The sequence below is a fragment of the Corynebacterium sp. ACRPE genome (assembly GCF_022347435.1).
In the GTDB taxonomy this organism is placed as follows: domain Bacteria; phylum Actinomycetota; class Actinomycetes; order Mycobacteriales; family Mycobacteriaceae; genus Corynebacterium; species Corynebacterium tuberculostearicum_D.
This window is the reverse complement of record NZ_JAKRNA010000005.1, coordinates 109,079-132,072: the sequence shown is the minus strand read 5'-3', so window position 1 is coordinate 132,072 and position 22,994 is coordinate 109,079. Positions and strand designations below refer to the sequence as shown.

Annotated in this window: 23 protein-coding genes, 5 tRNA genes and 1 rRNA gene; 9 read left to right on the top strand and 20 right to left on the bottom strand. The window is 59.5% G+C overall.

From position 1 onward, the window contains the following. From MHY13_RS04460 to ramA, 3 genes are all read right to left on the bottom strand, one after another. Nucleotides 1-128, bottom strand: a 16S ribosomal RNA gene (locus tag MHY13_RS04460); the annotation flags it as partial. Nucleotides 129-731: 603 nt separating this feature from the next. Then, entirely contained in the window at nt 732-2,000 is a 1,269-nt protein-coding gene (gene murA / locus MHY13_RS04455; protein WP_239281311.1) for a UDP-N-acetylglucosamine 1-carboxyvinyltransferase, read from the bottom strand. A gap of 21 nt (nt 2,001-2,021) precedes the next feature. Next, nucleotides 2,022-2,861, bottom strand: a complete 840-nt coding sequence (ramA, locus tag MHY13_RS04450) for an acetate metabolism transcriptional regulator RamA (RefSeq protein WP_005325834.1) — start codon at nt 2,859-2,861, stop codon at nt 2,022-2,024. Between the two features lie 264 nt (nt 2,862-3,125). On the opposite strand from ramA, the gene cysK reads away from it, so the two are divergent. Both cysK and epsC read left to right on the top strand, forming a co-directional pair. Further along, on the top strand, nt 3,126-4,061 hold the full coding sequence (gene cysK, locus MHY13_RS04445) for a cysteine synthase A (RefSeq protein ID WP_239193344.1): 936 nt from the start codon (nt 3,126-3,128) through the stop codon (nt 4,059-4,061). A gap of 70 nt (nt 4,062-4,131) precedes the next feature. Continuing rightward, a complete protein-coding gene (gene epsC / locus MHY13_RS04440) occupies nt 4,132-4,695 on the top strand; it encodes a serine O-acetyltransferase EpsC (protein ID WP_239281277.1) in 564 nt (187 codons plus the stop codon). Between the two features lie 40 nt (nt 4,696-4,735). Here the strand turns inward: epsC and MHY13_RS04435 are convergent, their stop codons facing one another. The 6 genes from MHY13_RS04435 to MHY13_RS04410 all read right to left on the bottom strand — a co-directional run bounded on the left by MHY13_RS04435 (nt 4,736) and on the right by MHY13_RS04410 (nt 5,883). Next, nucleotides 4,736-5,026 (bottom strand): GNAT family N-acetyltransferase, encoded by a 291-nt coding sequence (locus MHY13_RS04435; RefSeq protein WP_239193342.1) that lies wholly within the window; start codon nt 5,024-5,026, stop codon nt 4,736-4,738. 48 nt (nt 5,027-5,074) lie between these two features. Continuing rightward, nucleotides 5,075-5,147 (bottom strand) — tRNA-Phe (locus tag MHY13_RS04430). A 19-nt stretch (nt 5,148-5,166) separates the two neighbouring features. Then, a tRNA-Asp gene (locus MHY13_RS04425) sits at nt 5,167-5,240 on the bottom strand. 85 nt (nt 5,241-5,325) lie between these two features. Continuing rightward, on the bottom strand, nt 5,326-5,640 hold the full coding sequence (locus MHY13_RS04420) for a DUF4288 domain-containing protein (protein ID WP_239281275.1): 315 nt from the start codon (nt 5,638-5,640) through the stop codon (nt 5,326-5,328). A 58-nt stretch (nt 5,641-5,698) separates the two neighbouring features. Next, nucleotides 5,699-5,772: transfer RNA gene (locus MHY13_RS04415), tRNA-Asp, on the bottom strand. A 35-nt stretch (nt 5,773-5,807) separates the two neighbouring features. Continuing rightward, nucleotides 5,808-5,883 (bottom strand) — tRNA-Glu (locus MHY13_RS04410). A gap of 82 nt (nt 5,884-5,965) precedes the next feature. Between MHY13_RS04410 and MHY13_RS04405 the strand changes: the two genes are divergently transcribed. Then, nucleotides 5,966-6,298, top strand: a complete 333-nt coding sequence (locus MHY13_RS04405; RefSeq protein ID WP_005325826.1) for a metal-sensitive transcriptional regulator — start codon at nt 5,966-5,968, stop codon at nt 6,296-6,298. A gap of 30 nt (nt 6,299-6,328) precedes the next feature. On the opposite strand, the gene MHY13_RS04400 is transcribed toward MHY13_RS04405, so the two are convergent. Together MHY13_RS04400 and MHY13_RS04395 are read right to left on the bottom strand one after the other, a co-directional pair. After that, nucleotides 6,329-6,401: transfer RNA gene (locus tag MHY13_RS04400), tRNA-Lys, on the bottom strand. Between the two features lie 108 nt (nt 6,402-6,509). Then, entirely contained in the window at nt 6,510-8,012 is a 1,503-nt protein-coding gene (locus MHY13_RS04395; protein WP_005330051.1) for an acetyl-CoA hydrolase/transferase family protein, read from the bottom strand. Nucleotides 8,013-8,203: 191 nt separating this feature from the next. On the opposite strand from MHY13_RS04395, the gene dusB reads away from it, so the two are divergent. Beyond that, nucleotides 8,204-9,349 carry a tRNA dihydrouridine synthase DusB gene (gene dusB, locus MHY13_RS04390; RefSeq protein WP_040425422.1) on the top strand — a complete coding sequence of 382 codons (1,146 nt, stop codon included), beginning with the start codon at nt 8,204-8,206 and terminating at the stop codon, nt 9,347-9,349. Nucleotides 9,350-9,450: 101 nt separating this feature from the next. Beyond that, a complete protein-coding gene (phoU, locus tag MHY13_RS04385) occupies nt 9,451-10,179 on the top strand; it encodes a phosphate signaling complex protein PhoU (RefSeq protein ID WP_239193337.1) in 729 nt (242 codons plus the stop codon). Nucleotides 10,180-10,254: 75 nt separating this feature from the next. On the opposite strand, the gene pstB is transcribed toward phoU, so the two are convergent. The 5 genes from pstB to mshD form a co-directional block, all read right to left on the bottom strand. After that, entirely contained in the window at nt 10,255-11,028 is a 774-nt protein-coding gene (pstB, locus tag MHY13_RS04380) for a phosphate ABC transporter ATP-binding protein PstB (RefSeq protein ID WP_005325820.1), read from the bottom strand. 51 nt (nt 11,029-11,079) lie between these two features. After that, nucleotides 11,080-11,994 carry a phosphate ABC transporter permease PstA gene (gene pstA, locus MHY13_RS04375; RefSeq protein WP_204611030.1) on the bottom strand — a complete coding sequence of 305 codons (915 nt, stop codon included), beginning with the start codon at nt 11,992-11,994 and terminating at the stop codon, nt 11,080-11,082. A gap of 14 nt (nt 11,995-12,008) precedes the next feature. Continuing rightward, complete coding sequence (gene pstC, locus MHY13_RS04370) at nt 12,009-13,055, bottom strand: phosphate ABC transporter permease subunit PstC (protein ID WP_049378494.1); 1,047 nt, start codon at nt 13,053-13,055, stop codon at nt 12,009-12,011. Nucleotides 13,056-13,176: 121 nt separating this feature from the next. Further along, nucleotides 13,177-14,280 (bottom strand): phosphate ABC transporter substrate-binding protein PstS, encoded by a 1,104-nt coding sequence (gene pstS, locus MHY13_RS04365; RefSeq protein WP_239281273.1) that lies wholly within the window; start codon nt 14,278-14,280, stop codon nt 13,177-13,179. 214 nt (nt 14,281-14,494) lie between these two features. Continuing rightward, a complete protein-coding gene (mshD, locus tag MHY13_RS04360; protein WP_239281264.1) occupies nt 14,495-15,412 on the bottom strand; it encodes a mycothiol synthase in 918 nt (305 codons plus the stop codon). A gap of 33 nt (nt 15,413-15,445) precedes the next feature. On the opposite strand from mshD, the gene MHY13_RS04355 reads away from it, so the two are divergent. After that, nucleotides 15,446-16,273 carry a DUF2993 domain-containing protein gene (locus tag MHY13_RS04355; protein WP_239281262.1) on the top strand — a complete coding sequence of 276 codons (828 nt, stop codon included), beginning with the start codon at nt 15,446-15,448 and terminating at the stop codon, nt 16,271-16,273. Here the strand turns inward: MHY13_RS04355 and MHY13_RS04350 are convergent. Then, entirely contained in the window at nt 16,257-17,294 is a 1,038-nt protein-coding gene (locus MHY13_RS04350; protein ID WP_239281243.1) for a diacylglycerol kinase family protein, read from the bottom strand. The two genes, MHY13_RS04355 and MHY13_RS04350, sit on opposite strands and share 17 nt — an antisense overlap. Nucleotides 17,295-17,347: 53 nt before the next feature. Here MHY13_RS04350 and MHY13_RS04345 point away from each other — a divergent pair, with 53 nt between their 5' ends. Beyond that, complete coding sequence (locus MHY13_RS04345) at nt 17,348-18,043, top strand: FABP family protein (RefSeq protein WP_005325810.1); 696 nt, start codon at nt 17,348-17,350, stop codon at nt 18,041-18,043. Here MHY13_RS04345 and MHY13_RS04340 read toward each other — a convergent pair. Next, nucleotides 18,040-18,903, bottom strand: a complete 864-nt coding sequence (locus tag MHY13_RS04340) for an aminodeoxychorismate lyase (RefSeq protein WP_239193329.1) — start codon at nt 18,901-18,903, stop codon at nt 18,040-18,042. The two genes, MHY13_RS04345 and MHY13_RS04340, sit on opposite strands and share 4 nt — an antisense overlap. Nucleotides 18,904-18,933: 30 nt before the next feature. Between MHY13_RS04340 and MHY13_RS04335 the strand changes: the two genes are divergently transcribed. Further along, entirely contained in the window at nt 18,934-19,998 is a 1,065-nt protein-coding gene (locus MHY13_RS04335; RefSeq protein ID WP_239281241.1) for a folate-binding protein YgfZ, read from the top strand. Nucleotides 19,999-20,138: 140 nt separating this feature from the next. Next, complete coding sequence (locus MHY13_RS04330; RefSeq protein ID WP_005330028.1) at nt 20,139-20,336, top strand: DUF3073 domain-containing protein; 198 nt, start codon at nt 20,139-20,141, stop codon at nt 20,334-20,336. 89 nt (nt 20,337-20,425) lie between these two features. Here the strand turns inward: MHY13_RS04330 and purM are convergent, their stop codons facing one another. Further along, nucleotides 20,426-21,478, bottom strand: coding sequence for a phosphoribosylformylglycinamidine cyclo-ligase (gene purM / locus MHY13_RS04325; RefSeq protein WP_239281240.1), 1,053 nt, complete (start codon nt 21,476-21,478; stop codon nt 20,426-20,428). Nucleotides 21,479-21,496: 18 nt separating this feature from the next. After that, on the bottom strand, nt 21,497-22,993 hold the full coding sequence (purF, locus tag MHY13_RS04320; protein ID WP_239281239.1) for an amidophosphoribosyltransferase: 1,497 nt from the start codon (nt 22,991-22,993) through the stop codon (nt 21,497-21,499). Nucleotide 22,994 lies beyond the last annotated feature (1 nt).

The following is a 22,994-nucleotide window of genomic DNA, read 5'->3' as shown; positions in this document are numbered from 1 at the left end:
GTGTTACCCACGTGTTACTCACCCGTTCGCCACTCGAGTACCCTGCAAGCAGGGCCTTTCCGTTCGACTTGCATGTGTTAAGCACGCCGCCAGCGTTCGTCCTGAGCCAGGATCAAACTCTCCACAAAAAAATTTCAGAACAACATCCGAAACAGGCCGTGAAAAGCCCGAAACCCAACAAAAGAACAAACCACCACAAACCACACAAAAAGTGCAGCCCATGCTGGCGTCCAAAAAATTACTACAAAGAAAAAATAAGTTCCCTCAACCCGACGGGGTCAAAAATAAGGAAACCAAAAAGTTGAACACAATCACATGCCAACCAATCCATCTCAATGCAGCCGAAACACCAAACAGCATTCAAATAAGTACGTGTTCCACATACCCAACCGGCACACACCAACCAACAAACCACTAGGTCTATTGGCAGACAAACCAATCAACACACAACCATGCACACAAAAAATAAAAAGTACATTGGCACACTATTGAGTTCTCAAACATCATCCGCACACCACAAAAAATTAACCTACCGTTAACCTCTCGTTGGCGGCTCGTACAAACTTACTCAACTCAATGAACCCTGTCAAATCCTTGAACCAAGTCCGCACGAAATTCGCTCAAAAGTAACCTCCCGGCTACCTCGCGGCGACTTGGATTAATGTAGTCCAACCCCTCCAACAATGACAAATCCCCAGCACACGACGAAAAACGGTGTGCTGGGGGCGTCGTTAAAAGAGTTCTTCTTCTTGAGTTCTTTCAATTGTGGCGCCGAGGCGCTGCAGGTTTTCTACAAAGTTGGGGTATCCGCGGTCGATGTGGAAGACATCGTGGACCGTAGTGGTTTCATCCGCGCACAGTGCAGAAAGTACAAGACCCGCACCCGCACGAATATCGGAACTCCACACGTGAGTAGAAGAGAGCCGTTCTTTACCGCGGACTACTACATGGTGACCGTCAACCTGGGCGTCGGCACCCAAGCGCAGCATTTCATCCACAAAGCGGAAGCGGGATTCAAAGACATTCTCCGTAATGACGGTCGTTCCGTCCGCAATGGCAGAGATACCAATAGCCATCGGCTGCAGGTCGGTGGGGAATCCCGGAAATGGCAGGGTCTGGTAGTCCACGGCCTGCGGGCGCTGATCCATGCGCACGCGGAAGCCATTCTCATAAGTCGCTAGTTCCGCGCCGGCAGACTTCAGCTTTTCTAGCGGCAAGTGCAGGTGGCGCGGGGAAATTCCACCCACGGTGATATCGCCTTGGGTCATAGCCGCGGCATACGCCCAGGTGCCTGCCACAATTCGGTCACCAATAACCTCATGCTGGGTGGGCTGCAGCTTATCGACGCCGCGGATGGTCACCACCGAGCTTCCCTCGCCCTCGATATCGGCGCCCATGGACTTAAGCATGGTGCACAGATCGACGATTTCAGGCTCGCGAGCTGCGTTATGGAGAACGGTTTCCCCTTCAGCGAGGACCGCAGCGGTAAGGATATTTTCGGTTGCGCCTACGGACGGGAAGTCCAAGCGGATATTCGCACCCCGCAGGTGTGTAGCCTCTGCCACGACGGCACCATGCTCAATACGGGTGGTGGCACCGAGCTTTTCCAGGCCGGTCTGGTGCATATCGAGCGGGCGGGAGCCAATTGCGTCACCACCAGGCAACGCTACCTTCGCGTGGCCACAGCGGGAGGTCAAAGGCCCGAGCACGCAGACGGATGCGCGGAATTGGCGGACCGCGTCAAAATCCGCGTTGGATTGCGGCTGTGCAGGGGTAGTAATCCGGACCTCAGAGCCCTCGATGACTACCTCGCAGCCGAGCCCCTCGAGAACCTTCTTCATGAGGGGGACGTCCAGAATTTCTGGGCAGTTGGTCAGCGTCGTAGTGCCCTCCGCCAGCAAGGATGCGGCCATGAGCTTCAAGACGCTATTTTTCGCGCCATCTACTTTAACGGTGCCCTCAAGGCGGGCACCGCCGGAAACAATAAACTGATCTTTCACAACTGCCTACGCTACCGGTTCTTAAGGCAACGCGCCGATACGGCGTGCGGCATTGACCGCTTCGTAGCGGGTGTGCGCACCGAGTTTGCGCATTACCGAGCGCAGATAAGACTTCACGGTTTCTGCGCCGATACCCATTTCCTCGGCCGCTTCTACGTTGGTGTGGCCTAGGGCCACACAAGAAAGCACGTCGAGCTCGCGGGCGGATAGCTTGGTGGATTGCTTCACGCGCACCGGCGAGACCATCTGGTCACACAGCGTCTCTAGCTCCTTACGCAGTTCTTCGTCTTCTACGCGGTTGGCCAGCATGCGCAGCTTGGAGTGAGTGGAGCGGACCTGTTCCCACTCGGCACCGTTCATGACGTGGCCGCGAGCCGCTCCGCCCTTGGACCCATCGGCACGTCGCATGGCGGAATTAACGGCCAGGTCTTGCTCGAGGGTGCGCGCGGTCATCGTCACTTCTTCAATGACCTTGTCACCCAAACGAACTGGAGAGTGCACGCCAACATAGAGGACGCCGCGAATTTCGCGCTGCACCGTGACGGGCACGGCCACGATGGAGTGCAGGCCTTCATCTTGGATCACGCGGTCGTTCTCGTGCGAGATGGTGGTGGCACGAGTGTAATCGGATACACCTACTGCGCGGCGAGTGCTGACCACTCGGCCACCTACACCGACGCCGGAGTCAATGATCAGATTCTGCAGCGCTGGGGTGCGTAGCCCCACCCACTGCGTGATCTGCAGGCGATTATCGGGCAGCAGCGTGGCGTACATCGTCACCGGAATACCTGTAGCGGTCTTCAGGGACGACAGGGCCGCGCGTACGGATTCTTCATCATCTTTGAGGCGATGCGACTCCATGAGACTCTTTCCTCGTCGGGGGTAACCAAGCAGGTGTACCCGTTCTCCCCCGGGAATTTGGGGACCAGCGGGCAACTGAGTGGAAGTATAGACAGCATGTGGGGGTAATTCGAAATCGCCCTCGGCTTATCTGGCGCTGCAATCCCACATGAAATGCCCGAATGTCCGGTCTAGAATTTATATACTGACTGGTCTACTTGTGTAGTGTACGCTTGCGTTGTACGCGATTTGAACCCAAATCTGATTCCCAAAGGAGTCCACAGAATGGCTGTCTACAACAACATCATGGAAACCATCGGCGGCACCCCGCTGGTCCGCCTGAACCGTCTTACCGAGGGCAAGGGCGCCACCGTGCTTGCCAAGGTTGAGTCCTTTAACCCGGCTAACTCCGTGAAGGACCGCATCGGCAAGGCCATCGTTGAAGCGGCCGAGAAGTCCGGCCAGCTCAAGCCGGGCGGCACCATCGTGGAGGCCACCTCCGGCAACACCGGCATCGCCCTGGCCCTGGCTGGCGCCACCTTGGGCTACAAGGTCATCCTGACCATGCCGGAGACCATGTCCAATGAGCGCAAGGTGCTGCTGCGTGCCTACGGCGCAGAAATCGTGCTGACCCCGGGCGCTGCGGGCATGCAGGGCGCCGTCGACAAGGCGAATGAAATCGTCGCCGAGACCGATAACGCCATCTTGGCTGCACAGTTCGCTAACGAGGCGAACCCGAAGATTCACGAGGAAACCACCGGCCCAGAGATTTGGGAAGACGCCGAGGGCAAGGTTGACGCCTTCGTTGCTGGCGTAGGCACCGGCGGCACCGTTACCGGTGTGGGTCGCTTCCTGAAGTCCAAGAACCCAGACCTGCACTTGGCTGCGGTCGAGCCGTCCGACTCCCCTGTCCTGTCTGAAGGCCACGCTGGCCCGCACAAGATTCAGGGCATCGGCGCTAACTTCGTTCCTGAGGTACTTGACCGCGAGCTTCTCGACGAAGTCTTTACCGCCACCACCGAGGAGTCCATCAAGGCATCCCGCGACCTGGCTACCCAGGAAGGCCTGCTGGTTGGCATCTCCGCCGGCGCCAACGTTTCCGCAGCTCTGAAGCTTGCGGAGCGCCCAGAGTTCGAGGGCAAGACCATCGTGGTTGTCCTGCCGGACTTCGGTGAGCGCTACGTCTCCACCATCCTCTTCGAGGACATCCGCGAAGCTTAAATTACGTCGCTTGAATAAAAGCACCCGCCAACCTTGGCGGGTGCCTTTTTTATGCCAGTACTATGTGGGCATGAACATTATGAGCTACATCCGTGAAGACTTAGCAAATGCAAGAGATCACGATCCGGCCGCGCGTGGCGACGTCGAAAATGCAGTAGTGTACTCCGGCCTCCACGCGGTGTGGTCTCACCGCATTTCGCACTGGATGTGGAAGCGCGGGATACGCGGGCCCGCGCGCATCTTGGCGCAGATTAACCGCTTCTTTACCGGCGTGGAAATCCACCCAGGCGCCACCATCGGCCGCCGGTTCTTTATCGACCATGGCATGGGCATCGTCATTGGTGAAACCGCCGAGATTGGCGATGGCGTCATGCTCTACCATGGCGTCACCCTCGGCGGCCAGGTGCTCACCCAGACCAAGCGCCACCCCACTATCGAAGACAATGTCACTATCGGTGCGGGCGCCAAGGTGCTCGGCCCCATTACGATCGGTGAAGGATCGGCCATTGGCGCCAATGCCGTGGTGACGAAGGATGTTCCCGCCGAAAGTATCGCGGTGGGCATTCCGGCCAAGAACCGTCCGCGCAACCCGAATGAGCGCATCAAACTGGTCGACCCCGACTACTACATCTAAATTCTCTCCCAGCGGCTCACAGGCAACTGTGGGCCGCTTTTTATATGCCTTCTGGGCGCAACAGGTCGCGGTATTCGGGATTCTTTTCTATAAAGTGCGCCACGGCGGAGCAGGAAGCAATGACTTGCTTGCCGACGCCCCGGGCGTCGTCAAGCGCGGCCTTAATCAGCGGCGCGGACAATCCTTGGCCACGGAAAGCATCTTTAATGACCGTGTGGTTGAACTCGCGGGTCGTGCCGGCATCTACGTAGTGGCACGCGCCCGCCTCGACGCCGTCCACGGTAAGGACGTAACGGGACTTATCGGTCTGGTGTGCAATAGCGTGTTCCATGTGCCCATACTAAGCAAAAATGGCCCCTCTTACGAGGAGCCATTATTGTGGCCAGAGCCAGGATCGAACTGGCGACCCCACACTTTTCAGGCGTGTGCTCTACCGACTGAGCTATCTGGCCAGAAACCCGAAGGTTTCCGCGACCCTGACGGGACTTGAACCCGCGACCTCCGCCGTGACAGGGCGGCGCGCTAACCAACTGCGCCACAGGGCCATTTTTAATTATGTGTGCGCTCTTGGGCACGGATAGATACTTTACAGAAGACTCCCAAGACTCACCAAATCAGCACGTCAGAAAGCTATTTAGGCGGTGAAAGCGGATCTTTTCCACCCAAGTTCATCTCGAATCGTTTGTAGTCTTCCAGCAAGGAAAAGTGCCGCGAATAGAGGTCACAATCTCGATCCACATGACCGTAGAGGGTGGGTGCGACATCGACAATGTGGCGCAGCTTCAGGCCCTCATATTCCTGCTCGCGAGTCCATTCAACGGCCTTGCGGTGCGCCTCCTCATCCGAATTTGCATAGATGAGAAAGAAGTCCTCACGGAAGAAGTTAGAGTGCTCCGAGCTTTCGGAGGCGAGTTCAAAGACAGCGATTCCGACATATGGCTCCATGGCGCCAGCCTAGCAAAACCAAAAGCAGCAACCGCCGAAGCGATTGCTGCTCATTCTGCGACCTTGACGGGACTTGAACCCGCGACCTCCGCCGTGACAGGGCGGCGCGCTAACCAACTGCGCCACAAGGCCAATCGAATATTTAATTCGGCCCAACACTTTCGTGTTGGTACCCCCAACGGGATTCGAACCCGTGCCGCTGCCGTGAAAGGGCAGTGTCCTAGGCCGCTAGACGATGGGGGCCCGTCGCGCTAAGGCGACTTCTAGAAATATACTGGAGACCTCACCTAGTTACAAAATCGCTCCCCCAGAAAGATTAGGAACCATGTCTGACCAGCATCAAACGTGCTCCTGCCACGAGCCGCACGTGCACGGATATAACGCGGATTCTAAGAGCAAGGATCGCTACCTCGCCAGACTCAAGCGCATTGAGGGGCAGGCGCGCGGCATCCACCGGATGGTCGAGGAAGACCAATACTGCATCGACATCATTACCCAGATTTCGGCGGTGAAGTCGGCGTTGGAAAATGTCTCGCTAGCGCTCCTGGAAGACCATATTGAGCACTGTGTGGCCGGTGCCGCCGCCGAGGACGGTGAAGTAGCCACCGAGAAGCTAGAAGAGGCCATGCGCGCCATTAAGAAGATGGTGAAAAACTAAAAGGAGCCACCCGAAAGGTGGCTCCAGTTGTGGGCCCTGTGGGGATCGAACCCACGACCTGCGGATTAAAAGTCCGTAGCTCTACCAACTGAGCTAAAGGCCCAACGTCGCTACATTTTAGCTTGCGGTATTTGCAAAGTCCTAATTAGGGGGCGTCGGCAAGCGAAAGGCGCCCAGCTCGCCGCTGAGCGCCTGCCGGGGAGTGGCTACATTAGCCGCGCATATCGCCCTTCTCCATGAAGCGGACCTGGAAGTCAAAGGCGGTCTTCAGGTCGTGCGGGGTGTGCTGGAACTTGTTTTCCTTGGCACGGTTGAAGTACTCCTCGAGCAACGGACGGTAATCCGGGTGCGCCACGGAGATGACCTTCTCCACGCGTTCCTTCGGCGCCAGGCCACGCAGGTCAGCCACGCCGTACTCGGTAATGATGACCATGGTGTCGTGCTCGGTGTGGTCCGTGTGGGACACGAACGGAACCAGCGCGGAAATTGCGCCGTCCTTGGCCACGGACGGGGAAACGAAGGTGGAGATATAAGCATTGCGGGTGAAGTCACCCGAGCCACCGGTGCCGTTCATGATGCGGGAGCCGGATACGTTGGTGGAGTTGATATTGCCGTAGATATCGGCCTCAATCATGCCATTGGAGGAAATCAGGCCGACGCGGCGAATGACCTCCGGGTGGTTGGAGACCTGCTGTGGGCGGAGGATGATGTGCTTGCGGTAGCGCTCTGCCTCCTCATTCATCTTCTCCGCGTAGTCCGGGGACAGCGCGAAGGAGGTGGCGGAAGCCATGGTCATCTTGCCCGCATCGATGAGATCGAGCATGCCGTCCTGAATGACCTCGGTATAGGCCTGAATATTCTCAAACTTGGAATCCAGCAGGCCGGCCATCACGGCGTTGGGGACGTTGCCCACGCCGGACTGCATGATGAACTTGTCATACTCAAGACGACCAGCGGCGACCTCCCCCTCGAGGAACTCGATGAAGTTGGCGGCGATCTTCTCGGAAACTTCGTCCGGTTCCTTGAATGGTGCGTTGCGGTCCGGGGCATCGGTCTTTACCACTGCAACAACCTTGTCCTCCGGCACCTCCATGTAGGTGGTACCGATGCGGTCACCCGGCTTAGTGATAGGGATTGGCTGGCGGTTAGGCAGCTTTTCAATGCGATAGATATCGTGCATGCCCTCGAGGTTGATGGACTGCCACTCATTGATCTCGATGATGATCTTATCCGCAGCCTCGATGAACTCGAGGTTATTGCCCACTGCGGAGGACGGCACCACGTGGCCTTCTTCGGTAATGCGCACGGCCTCAATAATGGCTACCTGGAAGTCACCGTAGAAGCCCTCTTCTACCTGCTGGCCCGAGTGAGACAGGTGGATATCCTGGTAGAGAGCGGTGCCATCATTAAACTGCTTACGCAGGGTGGGATCTGAGTTATAAGGAGAGCGAAAGCGAATCGCCTCAGCTTCCGCCAGAACACCATCGCAGTCCGGGGCAGTGGAAGCGCCGGAGAAGACGTCGATCTTAAATTCCTCGCCCTTTTCATGGAGAGCCTTGGCCTTTTCTGCAATGGCGGTGGGCAGACCCTTGGGGTAGCCAGCACCGGTGAAGCCAGAAATGCCCACGCGGTCACCGTGGTTGACGTGCTGAGCAGCCTCTTCAGCGGAAACTACGAGCTTCTCGAATGGGGCATACGCGATTCTCTCTGACAAGGGTAATCCTCCTTCATTAAGGGGCCAGCCAAAATAACGGCCGTTCTAATTAGTTACACAGCCCACATTAGCGAATCTTTGCAAGATTTCCACCACTTCTGTGTGACCTTTACCCCATAAAGTAAAAATAGGGAACGGCGCCACTGTGGGCCCGGTTGCTATTTTCCCCCGTTAACTAGCACAATTGGGGCGTGAATTTGCGCATTGGACACTACGATCTCTCCTCCCCCGTCATCCTCGCCCCGATGGCGGGGGTAACCAACGTTGCCTTCCGCACGTTGTGCCGCGAGCAGGAGCTGCAGCGCACCGGCACGGTGTCGGGCCTCTACGTTTGCGAGATGGTCACCGCCCGCGCCTTGGTAGAGCGCAATGAAAAGACGCTGCACATGACCACCTTTGCGCCGCAGGAGGATCCCCGTTCCCTCCAGATCTATACGGTGGATCCGGAATATACGTATAAGGCCGCGAAGATGATCGTCGACGAAAACCTGGCGGACCACATCGATATGAACTTTGGTTGCCCGGTTCCGAAGGTGACCCGCCGCGGTGGCGGTTCCGCGCTGCCTTATAAACGACGCCTCTTTGGCAATATCGTCTCCGCCGCGGTCAAGGCCACAGAGGGCACCAATATTCCGGTCACGGTAAAGATGCGCGTGGGCATTGACGACGAGCACCATACGCATCTCGACGCCGGGCGCATCGCCGTCGAGTCCGGTGCCGCCGCCGTTACCTTGCACGGCCGCACCGCCGCTCAGCGCTACTCTGGCGAAGCCCGATGGGACGAAATCGCGCGCCTCAAGGAACATCTGGCGGATACTGGCGTGCCAGTGCTGGGCAATGGCGATATCTTCCGTGCCGAGGATGCCCGCCGCATGATGGAACAGACCGGCTGCGACGGCGTGCAGGTAGGCCGCGGCTGCCTCGGCCGCCCGTGGCTTTTTGCCGAGCTCGGCGCTGCGCTGCGCGGCGAGTCCATTCCGGCAGAGCCCACCCTGGGCGAGGTCACCCAGGTAATCCTCCGCCACGCGGAGCTATTGGCGGAGCACGATGGCGAGGACAATGCTTCCCGCGATATCCGCAAACACATCGGTTGGTACCTGCGTGGTTTCCCAGTTGGCGGCCAGGTCCGCGCGGGCTTAGCCAAGGTCAATTCCCTCGATGCCTTGCGTGAGCTACTTGCACCTTGGGCAGAGTCCGATGCCCTGGCTGCCGACGCCGACGGGGCCCGCGGCCGCCAGGGCTCGCCATCCAAGGTGGCTTTGCCGGATGGTTGGCTCGACGATCCAGAGGACGATTGCGTTCCGGTTGCCGCTGACATTATGAACTCCGGCGGATAACCTAACAAAGATATAAGAGCAGCTAGGGGCACCCAAGAAACTCGCATTTATGCTCCACTTAAGTTGCGCAGGGGCCGAAATTTTTCGCTATTATCTTTGGCATGCGTGCCGCTTACAGGGAACACCTAGACAATTTCTCCCACGACCTCATCGTGATGTGCGATACCGTTCGCGACATCATGGATAAGGCCTCCGTGGCGCTGCTGCAGGGCGCCTTGGACTCCGCGGAAGATGCTCTCACCATGACTGAGGAGCTAGATGAGTTCCGCGCTAGGTGCTCTGAGCGTGCCGTAAAACTCTTGGCCCTGGAAAACCCCATGGCACAGGACCTCCGTCAGGTGGTCTCCTCGATTTATATCGTGGAGGATCTCTACCGCATGGGCCGTTTAGCCCAGCACATAGCGGACTCCGCGCGCCGCCGCCACCCTGACGCCGTGGTACCGGCGAGTTACATCGGCTACTTCGAGGAGATGTACCGCCTCACTGAAGAAATGGGGTCAGTGCTGCACGATATCCTCGTCACCCCTGATGCGGATTTATCCATCAATCTCCGTGCCGACGATGACGCGGTGGATGATATCAACTCCCACATCTTGCGCATCCTGACCCAGCGCGAATGGGAGGGCACCGTGCGCGAGGCAGTAGAGACCTCGCAAATTACGCGCTACTACGAGCGCTATGCAGACCACTGCGTCTCCGTGGCCGGCCACATCATCTATCTGACCACGGGTCTTTTGCCCAATGACTATGCCAAGAAGCTAGAAGAGGACAAAAAGGACGCCGACTTCGAAGCACGGATGGCTGACCTCGAGCGTCAATTCCGCCGTTAGACGGATTTAAGCACCAAAGAAGGGGGCCGGTTCTTTCGAACCGGCCCCCTTCTCTCGGACAATCTCTCTTACTCTTTAGCCAAAGCGGCCAGAGATGTAATCCTCGGTCTCCTTCTGAGAAGGATTCTCAAAGATCTTGGTGGTGTCATCGAACTCCACCAGGTGGCCCGGCTTACCGGTTGCTTCTAGGGAGAAGAAGCCGGTCTTATCGGACACGCGGGCTGCCTGCTGCATGTTGTGGGTCACGATAACGATGGTGAAGTTTTCCTTCAGCTCGTGGATGAGGTCCTCCACAGCGAGGGTGGAAATCGGGTCCAGTGCGGAACAAGGCTCGTCCATGAGCAATACCTCTGGCTCCACGGCGATAGCGCGGGCGATGCACAGACGCTGCTGCTGACCACCGGAGAGGCCGCCGCCTGGCTTGTCCAAACGGTCCTTAACCTCGTCCCACAGGTTGGCACCGCGCAGGGACTTCTCCGCGACTTCCTTGAGCTTCTTCTTGTTCTTTTCACCGGACAGCTTCAGGCCTGCTACCACGTTGTCCTCGATGGACATGGTGGGGAACGGATTTGCCTTCTGGAAGACCATGCCGATGGTGTTGCGTACGGATACCGGGTCAACCTTTGGTCCGTAGATATTGGTGCCATCGAGCAGGATTTCGCCCTTAACGTAGGCGCCGGGGATGACCTCGTGCATGCGGTTAATGGTGCGCAGCACGGTGGACTTACCACAGCCGGAAGGGCCGATGAATGCGGTCACGGCCTGGGCCGGGATCTGCATATTCACGTTCTGCACGGCGTGGAAGTCGCCGTAAAAAATGTTCACGTCATTGAGCGCGAGCTTAGACATTTGGGAGTTTCTCCTCTAGCAAGTGTATGGCGGAATCGAGTGGTACGGCGTTTACTTCTTAACCGAGAACTTCGCGGAAACGATGCGGGCCGCAATATTGAGGACGGCGATGAGGATAACCAGCGTCAACGCTGCGCCCCAGAGCTTGTCCAGTACGGCGGGCTGTGCGCCGGCCTTGTACATATCCAGCATCATCAGCGGGAGCGAGGACTGCGAGCCCTTGAAAGCATCCCAGTTGATGACGGAGGAGGAACCAACCAAGACCAGCACCGGCGAGGACTCACCCATCACGCGGGCAATCGCCAGCATGATGCCGGTGACGATGCCGGACAGTGCGGTAGGTAGAACGATGCGGGCGATGGTCTTCCACTTCGGAACGCCGAGAGCGAAGGACGCCTCACGCAGGTCCATTGGGACCACGCGCAGCATCTCTTCGGTATTGCGCACCACAATCGGAATCATCAGCAGCACCAGGGATAGCGCCACGGCGAAGCCGGAGCGGCCGAAGCCGAACAGGGTAATCCACATGGCGAAGATGAACAGGGCCGCAACGATGGAAGGCACGCCGGACAGGATGTCTACCATGAAGGTGGTGATGCGGCCGAGCCAGCCGCCCTTGGAGTACTCCACCAAGTAGATGGCGGTAAAGATACCGATCGGGATAGAGATAATGGAGGCCAGAATGGTCTGGACGAAGGTACCCACAATGGCGTGAGCGGCACCGCCGCCGGCAGAGCTATTCATGATGCCGCGCTGGGAGGCGGTCCACCACTCAGGGTTGAGGATGACGCCACTGCCGCGGGCGATGAGTTCCCACAGAACCCACACCAGCGGAACCATGGCCAGAATCATTGCGCCCCAGACCACCGCGGTGGCGATGTTATTGGTCATCTTGCGGGAGCCGGAGATGTCCAGGAAGGTCGCGCCGCCTTGGGAGGCAGGCTTGGCATTAGTAGTCGTAGTCATTGATCCTCCCCTCCTTACTTATTCTTCACGATGGCGCGGGCAATGGCGTTGACCACGAAGGTCAGCAAGAACAGCATGAGGCCGGCGGCGATGTAGGCACCAGCGCGCATCTCGTTACCGAACTCAGCAGATGCCAGGGCGATGGCCGTGGCGAAGGTCGTGCCGCCGTCGAAAAGCGAGAAGCGGAAGTCAATCAGCGGGGAGACAACCATGTACAGCGCCATGGTCTCACCCAGTGCACGGCCCAGGCCGAGCATGGAGCCGGCGATGTAGCCGGACATACCGAACGGCAGAACGGTCATGCGGATAACTTCCCAGCGGGTAGCGCCCAGAGCCAGGGCGGATTCCACCTGGCCCGGAGGGGTCTGCACGAAGACCTCGCGCGCGGTAGCAGCGATGATCGGCAGAATCATCACGGCAAGCACGATGCCACCGGTAAACAGGTTGCGGCCGGTTGCAAACGACGGCGAGTTATCGAAGACGTGGAACAGGAAGAATCCACCCGCCCAGGATTCCATCCAGGAGTAGAAACCGGACAGTGCCGGGCCAAGAACCTGCCAACCCCACAGGCCGTAGACGATGGACGGAACTGCAGCGAGCATGTCCACGAGGAAGCCGAGCGGCTTAACCAAGCGGGCAGGCGCGTAGTTGGACAGGAAGATGGCGATGGCTAGGGCCACCGGCATAGCCAGCAGAAGGGCGAAGACGGAGATGAGAACGGTGGTACCGAACATGGTCGGGATCCCGAACTTCATCGCAGAGGTATCGGTGGTCTCCCAGCGGCCGCCGTAGGTGAAGAAGCCCATGATGCCGCCGTCGTTAACGCCTAGGGCGGGAACCGCACGCCACAGCAGGAAGGCGGCAATGGCGGCAATCATAACGGTGATGAGGGTTGCCGAAGCAGTGGACAGGAATTCAAAGACACGGTCGCCTGGGCGCTTAACGCCGCTATTGGAGCTGGTGGTAGCTACCTCGTCGTGTCCGCTGTTGGAGACTCGCTCGGCAGAGGTGGCGTTTGCATCCGTCTGCTCTGGAGCCGTGGTGAGATTATTGTCTGCCATGAGACTGTTAATCCTTTTCAGCGTTAAAAATGGAAAATATCGTTACATACCTGCGCCCCCAAAGCGCGAATCGTGTGCGGCAGTGGGGGCGGGAGGTATTAAGCTTTTACAGCTTTAGCGCTTACTGCAGAGCGTCAACAGCAGCCTTCAGCTTGTCCAGGTGAGCACCCTCAACTGGGATGAAGCCCTGCTCAGCCAGCTGGTCATCCTGGTGATCCAGGACGGTGGTGAAGAAGGACTTGACCAGCTTGGAGGTCTCCTCATCGTAGCCCTTGGAGCAGACGATGTTGTAGGTGGTCAGGATGAGCGGGTATGCACCCTCGTTGTCGGAGGAGAACAGTGCCTCGGAGTCAACAACCATGTTGTGCTCGGAGTCGGTCTCCTTGAACTCCAGGTTCTCCAGAGCCTTGTTGACGGACTCGGTGGACAGCTCAACCGGGCCGTGGCCGAAGTCGATCTTGGCCTTCTTGACGCCCTCGCCTTCCTTCTGGTCTGCGAAGCCGGCCTCGACGTAGGTGATAGCACCATCGATGCTTGCAACCTGGTCAGCAACGCCGGAGGAGCCGTTAGCACCCTCACCAACAGCGTCTGGGAACTGCTTGCCCTCGGAGTCCCAGTCACCGGTAGCGGCCTTCAGGAACTTCTGGAAGTTTGCGGAGGTACCGGACTCGTCAGAACGGAAGATGACGGTGATGTCCTTGTCCGGCAGGTCAGTGCCCTCGTTGTCAGCAGCGATGGCCTTGTCGTTCCACTTCTTGATTTCGCCCTTGAAGATCTTGCCCAGGGTTTCGGTGGAGAGGTTGATCTCGGTGTCACCCAGGTTGTAGGCGATTGCAACCGGACCGATGGTGGTTGGCAGGTGCCATGCCTCGTTGCCATCGCAACGCTTAGCGGCAGCCTCGACCTCACCCTCGTCTTCCTTCAGAGCGGAGTCAGAACCAGCGAAGTCAGCCTGGCCATTGGTGAAGGCCTCAACGCCGGCGCCGGAACCGGAAGCGTTGTAGGACAGGGAAGCGTCTGGGTGATCCTCGGAGAACGCGGTCTGGAAGTAGGACATTGCGTTCTGCTGGGAGGATGCGCCGTCGCCGACGAGCTCGCCGGAGACGTCCTCGCCGCCAGCGGAATCGGAGGAGGGGCCAGACTCCTCAGAGCAAGCTACGAGAGCGGTAGAGGTTGCGGCTACGATGCCGAAGATTGCGGCAGTGCGCTTGAAGTTGCGAATCACGGGAAAACCCTTTCCGGTGCAGATCAGAGATTGATTGTCCGAGGAAACCGCATCTCCTAGAGAGATACTTCCTGCATCCCGCTCTGCCTTCTGGGGCGAGATGCAGGCGCACAGGTGCGGTTAACTCACAGGGTGTAAAGCTATCCGCAGGATCTGACCAAAAGGGTGCCAAGAGGTAAACACTGGGTGAACAAACGTCGTGCACCCCATGACGTTAGTCACACACGCCCCAAACGACGTGTTCTTCATCAACCTCAAAGCCTAGGCGTTCGTACGCCTTCAACGCCGGATCATTATCCGCTTCTACATAAAGAATTACCCGCTGAGCACCCTTTTCCACCATGCGGCGCAGGCCAATTTGCAGCAGCGGACCGCCCAACTTCTTACCGCGGTAGTCTTCCGCCAAGCCCACCACGTAGACCTCACCGAAGCCCGGAGTTTCCTCCGCATGCCACTTGGTCCAGTGGAAGCCGGCCAGTGCCGGCTCATCCGCCGTATCCCACAGGAAAAGCAGGTCTGCGGGGTCGAACCAGTCTGCCTCCATGCCACGGTGCAGCCGATCGAGATCCCAGCCGCCTTGTTCGGGATGCCAAGAAAAGGCCTCGTTATTGACCTTGAGCCACTGCTCTTCCACAAAGTCCTTGCCCCACTTATCCACCGCCTCGGTGTAATTCAGGGCGGTCAGAGGCAGGCCTTCAGGGCGGGCGGCCGCTGCGAGCTCTTCTCCCCCGATACCCATGACCACCAGCTTGCGGGTGACCTGCAGATCGCGGGAGTGCGCCAGCGCCTGTGCCGCCGGCAGGTTTCCGTGGGCCCAGGCGTGGAGGTTGGGGGTCTTAGCGGAGGCGTCGTAAAGAGCGGCGCCAAAGCCCTGCCCGCGGTAATCGGGGGCAATAAATAGCTCGGCGGTAGAGCCCTCCAGACCGGCTACGCCGCACGGCTCCTCCCCTACCCAGGCCACCAGGTGGCGGTGCTCCAGGCGGGAATCGCTAAGACCGTTGAGGAATTGCTCCGAAAGTGGCGCCATCCCATCCTGGCGTTCTGCCTGCTCAGCCAGCGCTTTTACGCGGCGAGCCAGCTCCGGGGCGTCCGGCAGGTTTTCTTCCGTAATCTTAAAGGCATTGCTAGTCATAGGCCCCAGAATACGTAGGGTAAGAATGAAGGGGTGAGTGTTCTAAAGATTGACCGGCGCATCGTGCACATCCTCCTCGTAGTGTGCGTGCTCATTGCGGCCTGGGTGGCAGACGCCTGCGTGGCTATGCACACGGAACACAAGGTGGCACAAGCCGTGAAAGCCAATTCGCGGCTGGATAATACGCCGGATGTTTTCATCGGCGGCACCCCCTACGTGTGGGCTGCGGCTTCAAAGGAAATCCCCTACCTCGAGGTCAAGGCGCTGGACGTGGAGGTGCCCAAGCTGGGCATGGTCAACGCTTCGACCGTGCTGCGCGATATCACCGTCACCCCAGAGCAGGTCATGAACGGCGATATTGAGGGCGCACCCGTCTCCACCTACTCGCGCGGCATTTCCTTGGATGGCGTCGCTTTGGGGCGCCTCCTAGGGATTACCGATCTCTCGATTGCCAACCCGGACGATATTTCCCCCTCCGGTGGCACCTCTGCAGAAGCAGAGCTAACGGGCACCCTGCCTGGCGACGCCCACAAGTCCACCGCCAAGGTCACCCTCCGCCTGGTTGGTCCGGAGTTTCGCATGCAGGTCTATGACACGGACGATGAGCGCCTACAAAAGGCCTTTTCCCTCAACTTCGACACCCGCCAGCTGCCGCTTCCCGCCCAAGCGACCGCGGTAAAGATGCAGGGAGGAACCATTTCCTTCGAGGTACAGCGCCGCAATATCAAGGTGCAGCTGGCCCAGCTCTCCCCGCTGGAGATTGAAGGCTCGGAGCAAAAGGCCGTAGAAGAGGCGGAAAAGAAGGCCGCCGATACCAAGCACCGGGTCGGCCCCGCGCCGCAGACTAGCGCAGGCGAATAAAGTCCCGGAGAACTTCCTTCATCGTGCGCTGATGGGCCTCCCGCCTATCCTGCGGGGCGAATACCTCAATGGCATCCTTCACGGAGGCCAAGGTAACCGCGTCAAAGCGCCCCTCCGATTCTCCATCGGCTTGGAAGCGCTGTGGTTCGCGGCAGACGAGCTCTACCCGCATGGCGTCGTCGAAGGCCACCGTCTTTTCCTTGGTGAGCTTATTGAGCCATCCGCGCTTATCAGCACCGAAGAGGTGCAACAGGCCGACAACGCCGCCGAGCCCGCTAAACTCCTCCAACCCAAACAGGGCAAGGCCCTCATCGAAGGAATTGCGCGGGTTAGTCACTACCGGCAGCGGGCCCAGGAAAGTCCACGGGTTGGTATTCGAGGTAAACAGCAGTGGCACATCGTCCCTGCGCAGCTGTTCGCCGCTGCTGGACTCGGCCTTGACTGCAATATGCGGCGGGTTCTTCCGCGCACGGCTCCAAGCCCGAATGGCAACGTTGAGGTAGCGCAGCGGAGTGGCCGAAAATCCCTGTTCGCGGGCACGATCCACGCGTGCCAAGACATCCGCGTCCAAACCGAAGCCGGCGTTGACGGCAAACCACCGCTCGTTCCACGTTCCTAGGTAAATGGTGCGGCGCAGATCCCGGTCGAGCATGCGAGCCAGCACATGGGTAGCCTCCATTGGGGTGTTGGGGAACCCTAGAGCACGCACAAAGACATTGGCGGAGCCGGTAGGAATTACGGCCAGCGCCGGGATGGACTGCGGATCGGGACACTGCTCATCCGCCGGGCCGAGGAGCCCGTTGACTACCTCGTTGACGGTTCCATCTCCGCCCACAGCAATGATGACGTCGTAGTCATCCCTGGTCATTCCCTTGACCATCTCTTCTGCATGGCCAGGGTAATGCGTAAATTGCACCTTGAGATGCAGGCCCTCTACCGATTGTAGGCAGGGAACGATTTGGCGGAAGAGGGCGTTGGTTTGTGAGGTCGAGTTTGGATTCGAGATCATCAATGCGTGCACGAGGTCCAAGTCTAGTAGTTAAAAAGGCGGGTGCACGACTAGGCTGGACGCCCATGAGCGAAAATAATAATGAAACCACCCCTGAAAACATCGAGACCACCGCGGCTTCCCACCCGGAAAACGATCCAGGAAAACTCAATGGCAACGATGCCGTGAACCAGGCTGCCGAGCAGTGGAAGGACGCCGCTAGCCGCAATATCCCCGCTCTCGAGCTGGGCGATACCCCGGTACCGGACGATACCGCGAACCTGCGCCAGGGCCCATCGCTGCACGACGGCCTGCTGGGACTACTCCCCCTTGTGGGCGTCTGGCAAGGCGAGGGCCAGGCCCACGATACGAAGGGCCAGGAATACACCTTTGGCCAGCAGCTGGTCATCGCCCACGATGGCGAGAATTACCTGACCTTTAGCTCCCGCACTTGGAAGATCGATACCGAGGGCAAGCCAGAAGGCCCGTCTGTGCGCGAGACCGGCTTCTGGCGTATCTCGGAAAAGGATGAAATCGAGGTCACCTACACCTCTTCTACCGGCATCGTGGAAATCTTCTACGGCGAACCCTTCAATGACCGCGCATGGCAGCTGGAATCCGCCTCCACCATGGTTACGGAAACCGGCCCGAAGAACTTGGGCCCAGGCAAGCGCATGTACGGCCTCATGCCCAATAACAATCTGGGCTGGGTAGACGAGCGCATGGTTGATGGCGAGATGCGCCCCTACATGTCCGCGGAGCTCACCCGCATCGCCGGCTAAGCCCCAAGCGCTGCATCTATAAGGTCTCGGATGACGTCCACGTTATCCGGGGCCTTCAATTTTTTGTCATTGAGCCTAGTTACGCGCGCAGCAACGCGCACCGAGGACACCAACCACACCGAGTCCGCCTTTTCCAGATACTCCACGGTCAGCGGCTTGGCCTTGCAGCGATAGCCTTTCTCTTTGGCGTGCGCGAAGAGCGCCGCTTGCGTGGTGCCGGGCAGGATCCCGCGGCCGGCCGCGGTGCGCAGTTTCTCGCCCTTGACGGCCACCACGGTTGAGGTGGCACCCTCGAGAATTTCTCCGGTGTCCGGATCGGTGAGGATGAGATCCTCAAAGCCCTTCTCCCGCGCCATGCGCAGCATCGCCATGGTGGCCGCGTAATTGAGCGTCTTGGCGGGCAATTCCTCCGCCACGTGCCACAGGCGGGGGCTTGTCATGACGGCGACGCCGTGGGCGCGCTGCTCTAGCACCTTGTCCTCGATCGGCTGCACAACAACCCACGCGCTCGGCCGCCCCGTGGAGGCGCGCCCGCGGGTATAGGTCCACGTGCATTTAGCATCGCCTTGCTCGTCCCCGCAGAAGTCCGCGATGGCGAGCCGGGTGGCTTCTTCCCACTTGTCCATGGGCGGCTCCGGCAGGTTCATCGTGCGGGCTGAATCGCAGAAGCGTTGCGCGTGGCGCTGCAGGTTAGCGGCTTTGCCTCCGCGCACGAGCAGGGATTCAAAGATGCCATCGCCGCGGGTGACCGCGGCATCGTCGGCGTAGATAAGAGGCAGCGTGGGCATGTGCCTGCGTACCGACCCTCCAAAGGGCTCCACAACGTAGATGACCGGCTCTTTTCGCGGCGAAAACTTCATACCTTTGATTATGCCCTACCATCGGTAGTTGTGAGTTATTCTTCGCCTCTTCTGCAGCGCGCCGGTGCCGCGGAGCACCAGGACGCGACCGTACTCGATGCCCAGGGCGTGGCCTGGCACTATGGCAATCCGCTGGGCGAGCAACGGGCCGCCGATGGCGGCACCATCGTCATTGACCGCTCCCAGCGCCGCGTCATTCGCGTGAGCGGCAAGGACGCCGCCGAGTTTCTGAATAATCTACTTTCACAGAAGCTTGACGACGCCCCCGTGGGCTTCACCGCCGGCGCCCTCGACCTGGACATCCAAGGCCACATCCTCCACCACATGGATATCGTGCGGACCGACGATGCCTTTCTTATCGACGTCCCCGCGGCGCAATTCGACTCCCTCTTTAAGTTCCTCACCATGATGGTCTTCTGGTCCGAGGTCACCGTAGAGGAAGCCGATATCGCCATCCTCACCCTCCTGGGTGAGGCCGATGTTTCGCTTTCACCCATGGTGGAGTTTGCCCGCCAGGTCCAGTGGCCGGGAATCAAGCGCGTTGACCTTGGCGTTCCGCGGGAATCCTTGGTCGAGGCAACGAAACACCTGGAGGAATCCGGTGCACGGCTAGCGGGGCTCATGGCGTTTACCGCCGAGCGCGTGCGTGCCCGCGAGCCGGAGCTGGCAGCGGATCTGGATAATAAGTCCATCCCCCACGAGGTGCCGCAGTGGATCAGCCGCAGCGTGGATAACCCGGCCCACGTCCACCTCAATAAGGGCTGCTACCGCGGCCAGGAAACGGTGGCGCGCGTAGAAAATCTGGGCCGCTCCCCTCGCCTATTGGTGCAGCTGCACCTCGACGGCTCCGCGCCACAACGGCCAAATGTGGGCGATGACATTACTTTCAATGGACGTAAGGTAGGCCGCATCGGCACGATTGTGGATGACTGCGATTTCGGCCCCATCGCCCTCGGCCTAGTGAAGCGCTCTGCGCTGGACGCCGGCACCCTAGAAGTAGGCGATACGGCGGCGTCTATCGATCCTTCCTCCATCCCCGAGGATGAGGGCCCCAAGGCTGGGCGCGAGGCGGTAAACCGGCTGCGCGGGCGTTAGATCTCCCACTAGCTAGGGGGCGGTGCGGAATTTTTTCGTCACACAGGCTATTGTGTCTTACAGGAAGATACTCAATAGACAAGTCGATGGGGCGCCCAAGAATCCCTGGCGCGCCCTACTAACCCAAGGGGGTCATGCACATGGGACGCGGACGCGCAAAGGCAAAGCAGACCAAAGTTGCACGCCAGCTCAAGTACAACTCACCCGAGATGGATATCGAGTCCCTGCAACGGGAACTCGCCGCACAGCAAGAGGGTGACTCCCGCGATTATGAAGAGGATGACCCATACGCCGACTACGTCGACGAATGGGATGATGACGACCGCGACGAACGCTAATCTTCCGCTCGCCGCCGGATAGCTCAAGGGCCCTAGGAAATCTCCTAGGGCCCTTCCTCATACCCGCCCCCGGCAGGGGCAGGGCCCTGCTAGAAGTTGGGGTGCTCGCCGTGCATGACCACGCGCGGCTCCTCGCCGGAGGCGGAGCGGACGGTGCCCAGCTCCCACGCATCGATGTGGCGTGCGGTAAGCATTGCCAAGGCACGGTCACGGTCTTCAGGATTAACTACGGCAATCATGCCGACACCCATGTTGAAGGTCTTCTCCATTTCCGCCAGCTCCACCTTGCCCACCGAGGAGATGAGCTTGAAGATCTGGCCCGGAGTCCAAGTGGCGCGGTTAATATCGGCCGCAAGACCTTCTGGGATGACGCGCTCGAGGTTGCCAGCCAGTCCACCACCGGTGACATGACAGAAGGTGGATACGGAGCACTCGCTGGCCAAAGCCAGACAGTCCTTGGCGTAGATGCGGGTGGGCTCCAGCAGCTCCTCGCCGAGGGGGCGGCCGAGCTCTTCCACGTGGCCGTCGAGAGGCATGCCAGCCTGCTCCAACAAGACGTGGCGGGCCAGGGAGTAACCATTGGAGTGTAGGCCGGAAGAGCCCATAGCGATGAGCACGTCGCCCTCACGGACCTTGTCTGGGCCAAGTACGCCATCGGCCTCTACGACGCCGACCGCGGTGGCGGAGACATCGTATTCGTTTTCTTCCATCATGCCGGGGTGCTCGGCGGTCTCGCCGCCCAGTAGCGCGGCACCGGCCTGCACACAGCCCTCGGCGATGCCCTTGACTACCTCGGCCACCTTTTCCGGCACGACCTTGCCCACGGCGATGTAGTCCTGCAGGAAGAGTGGCTCCGCGCCGCAGACAACGAGGTCGTCGACGCACATGGCAACGAGGTCGATGCCGATGGTGTCGTGCTTGTCCATGGCCTGGGCCACGGCCAGCTTGGTGCCGACGCCGTCGGAACCGGCGGCGAGGATGGGCTCCTTGTAATCGCCGAGCTTGAACAGGCCAGCAAAGCCGCCAAGACCACCCAGAACCTCAGGGCGGGTGGCACGCTTAGCGTGCGGGGCGAAAAGTTCTACGGCGCGGTCGCCCTCTTCGATGCTGACGCCGGCTGCTGCGTAAGTATTGTCACTCATGGTTTCAGGTGTCCTTTGTTATTCGGTGCCGAGCAGGGTGCGCACGGCGTCTGCATTGGAGTTTCCGGCGGGCAGGCCAAGTGGGTACTCACCCGAGAAGCAGGCGGTACACAGCTCGGAACGCGGCTGTTCGGTGGCAGCCACCATCTCCTCAATGGAGACAAAGCCCAAGGAATCGGCGCCGATGGTGTCACAGATAGTGGCGCAGACGGTTTCCGGATCATCGGAGGGGCTGGCGTTAGCGATCAGCTCACCCGGGGAGGCGAAGTCGATGCCGTAGAAACACGGCCACTTCACTGGCGGGGAGGCGATGCGCACGTGCACCTCGGCCGCGCCGGCCTCGCGCAGCATGCGGATGAGTGCGCGCTGGGTATTGCCGCGGACGATGGAATCATCCACCACGACGAGCTTCTTGCCGTTGATGACTTCGCGCAGTGGGTTGAGCTTCAAGCGGATGCCCAGCTGGCGCAGGGCCTGGGTGGGTTGGATGAAGGTGCGGCCCACATAGGCGTTTTTAACCAATCCATGAGCGAAGGTGATGCCGGACTCGCGGGCATAGCCCACGGCGGCGGGGTTGCCGGATTCGGGAACCGGGATGACCAAGTCCGCGCCCTCGGCTGGGTATTCGCGGGCCAAGCGGCGGCCGATGTCCACGCGGGAGGCGTTGACGGAGCGGCCCTTGATATCGCTATCCGGGCGGGCCAAGTAGACGTATTCGAAGACACAGCCGTGGCGCTTGGCCGGCGTGAAGTTCACAGAACGAATGCCAGCCTCATCGATGGCGACGAGCTCACCAGGTTCAATCTCGCGGATGAACTGGGCGCCGCAGATATCAAGCGCACAGGTCTCGGAGGCCACCACCCAGCCCTTGGCCAAGCGGCCGAGGACCAGCGGGCGCACGCCGTGCGGGTCGCGCGCGGCGTACATGGTGTGACCATCGGTAAAGGTCAGGCAAAACGCTCCCTTAACACGCGGGAGCAGGTCACGGGCGGAGTCGAAGACGGAGGTTTCTTCATCTACGCCGTCGGCAAGCAACATAGACAAGCACATGGAGTCAGAAACTGACTCCTCATGGGGCTTAATCAAGCCGCGCTGCACGGCCTCTTCACGCAGCTCCAAATAGTTGACGAGGTTGCCGTTGTGGCCAAGGGCAATATCTACCCCGGTGGAGGAGGTAGAAAACATCGGCTGGACATTGGACCATTCCTTGCCGCCGGCGGTGGAATAGCGCGTGTGACCCACCGCTACGTTTCCTTGGAGGGCAGACAGGGTGGACTCATCAAAGATATTGGCCACGAGGCCCATGTCCTTGAAGACGACGATGCGGTCATCATCGCCCACCGCAATGCCGGCAGCCTCCTGGCCACGGTGCTGCAGGGCGAAGAGACCAAAGTAGGTCAGCTTGGAGACTTCCTCCCCGGGAGCCCACACGCCATAGACGCCGCACTCTTCGCGGGGCTCCTGCTCATTATGATCGTCAAGATTGGTGATACTAGGAGTATGTACTTCTACCACG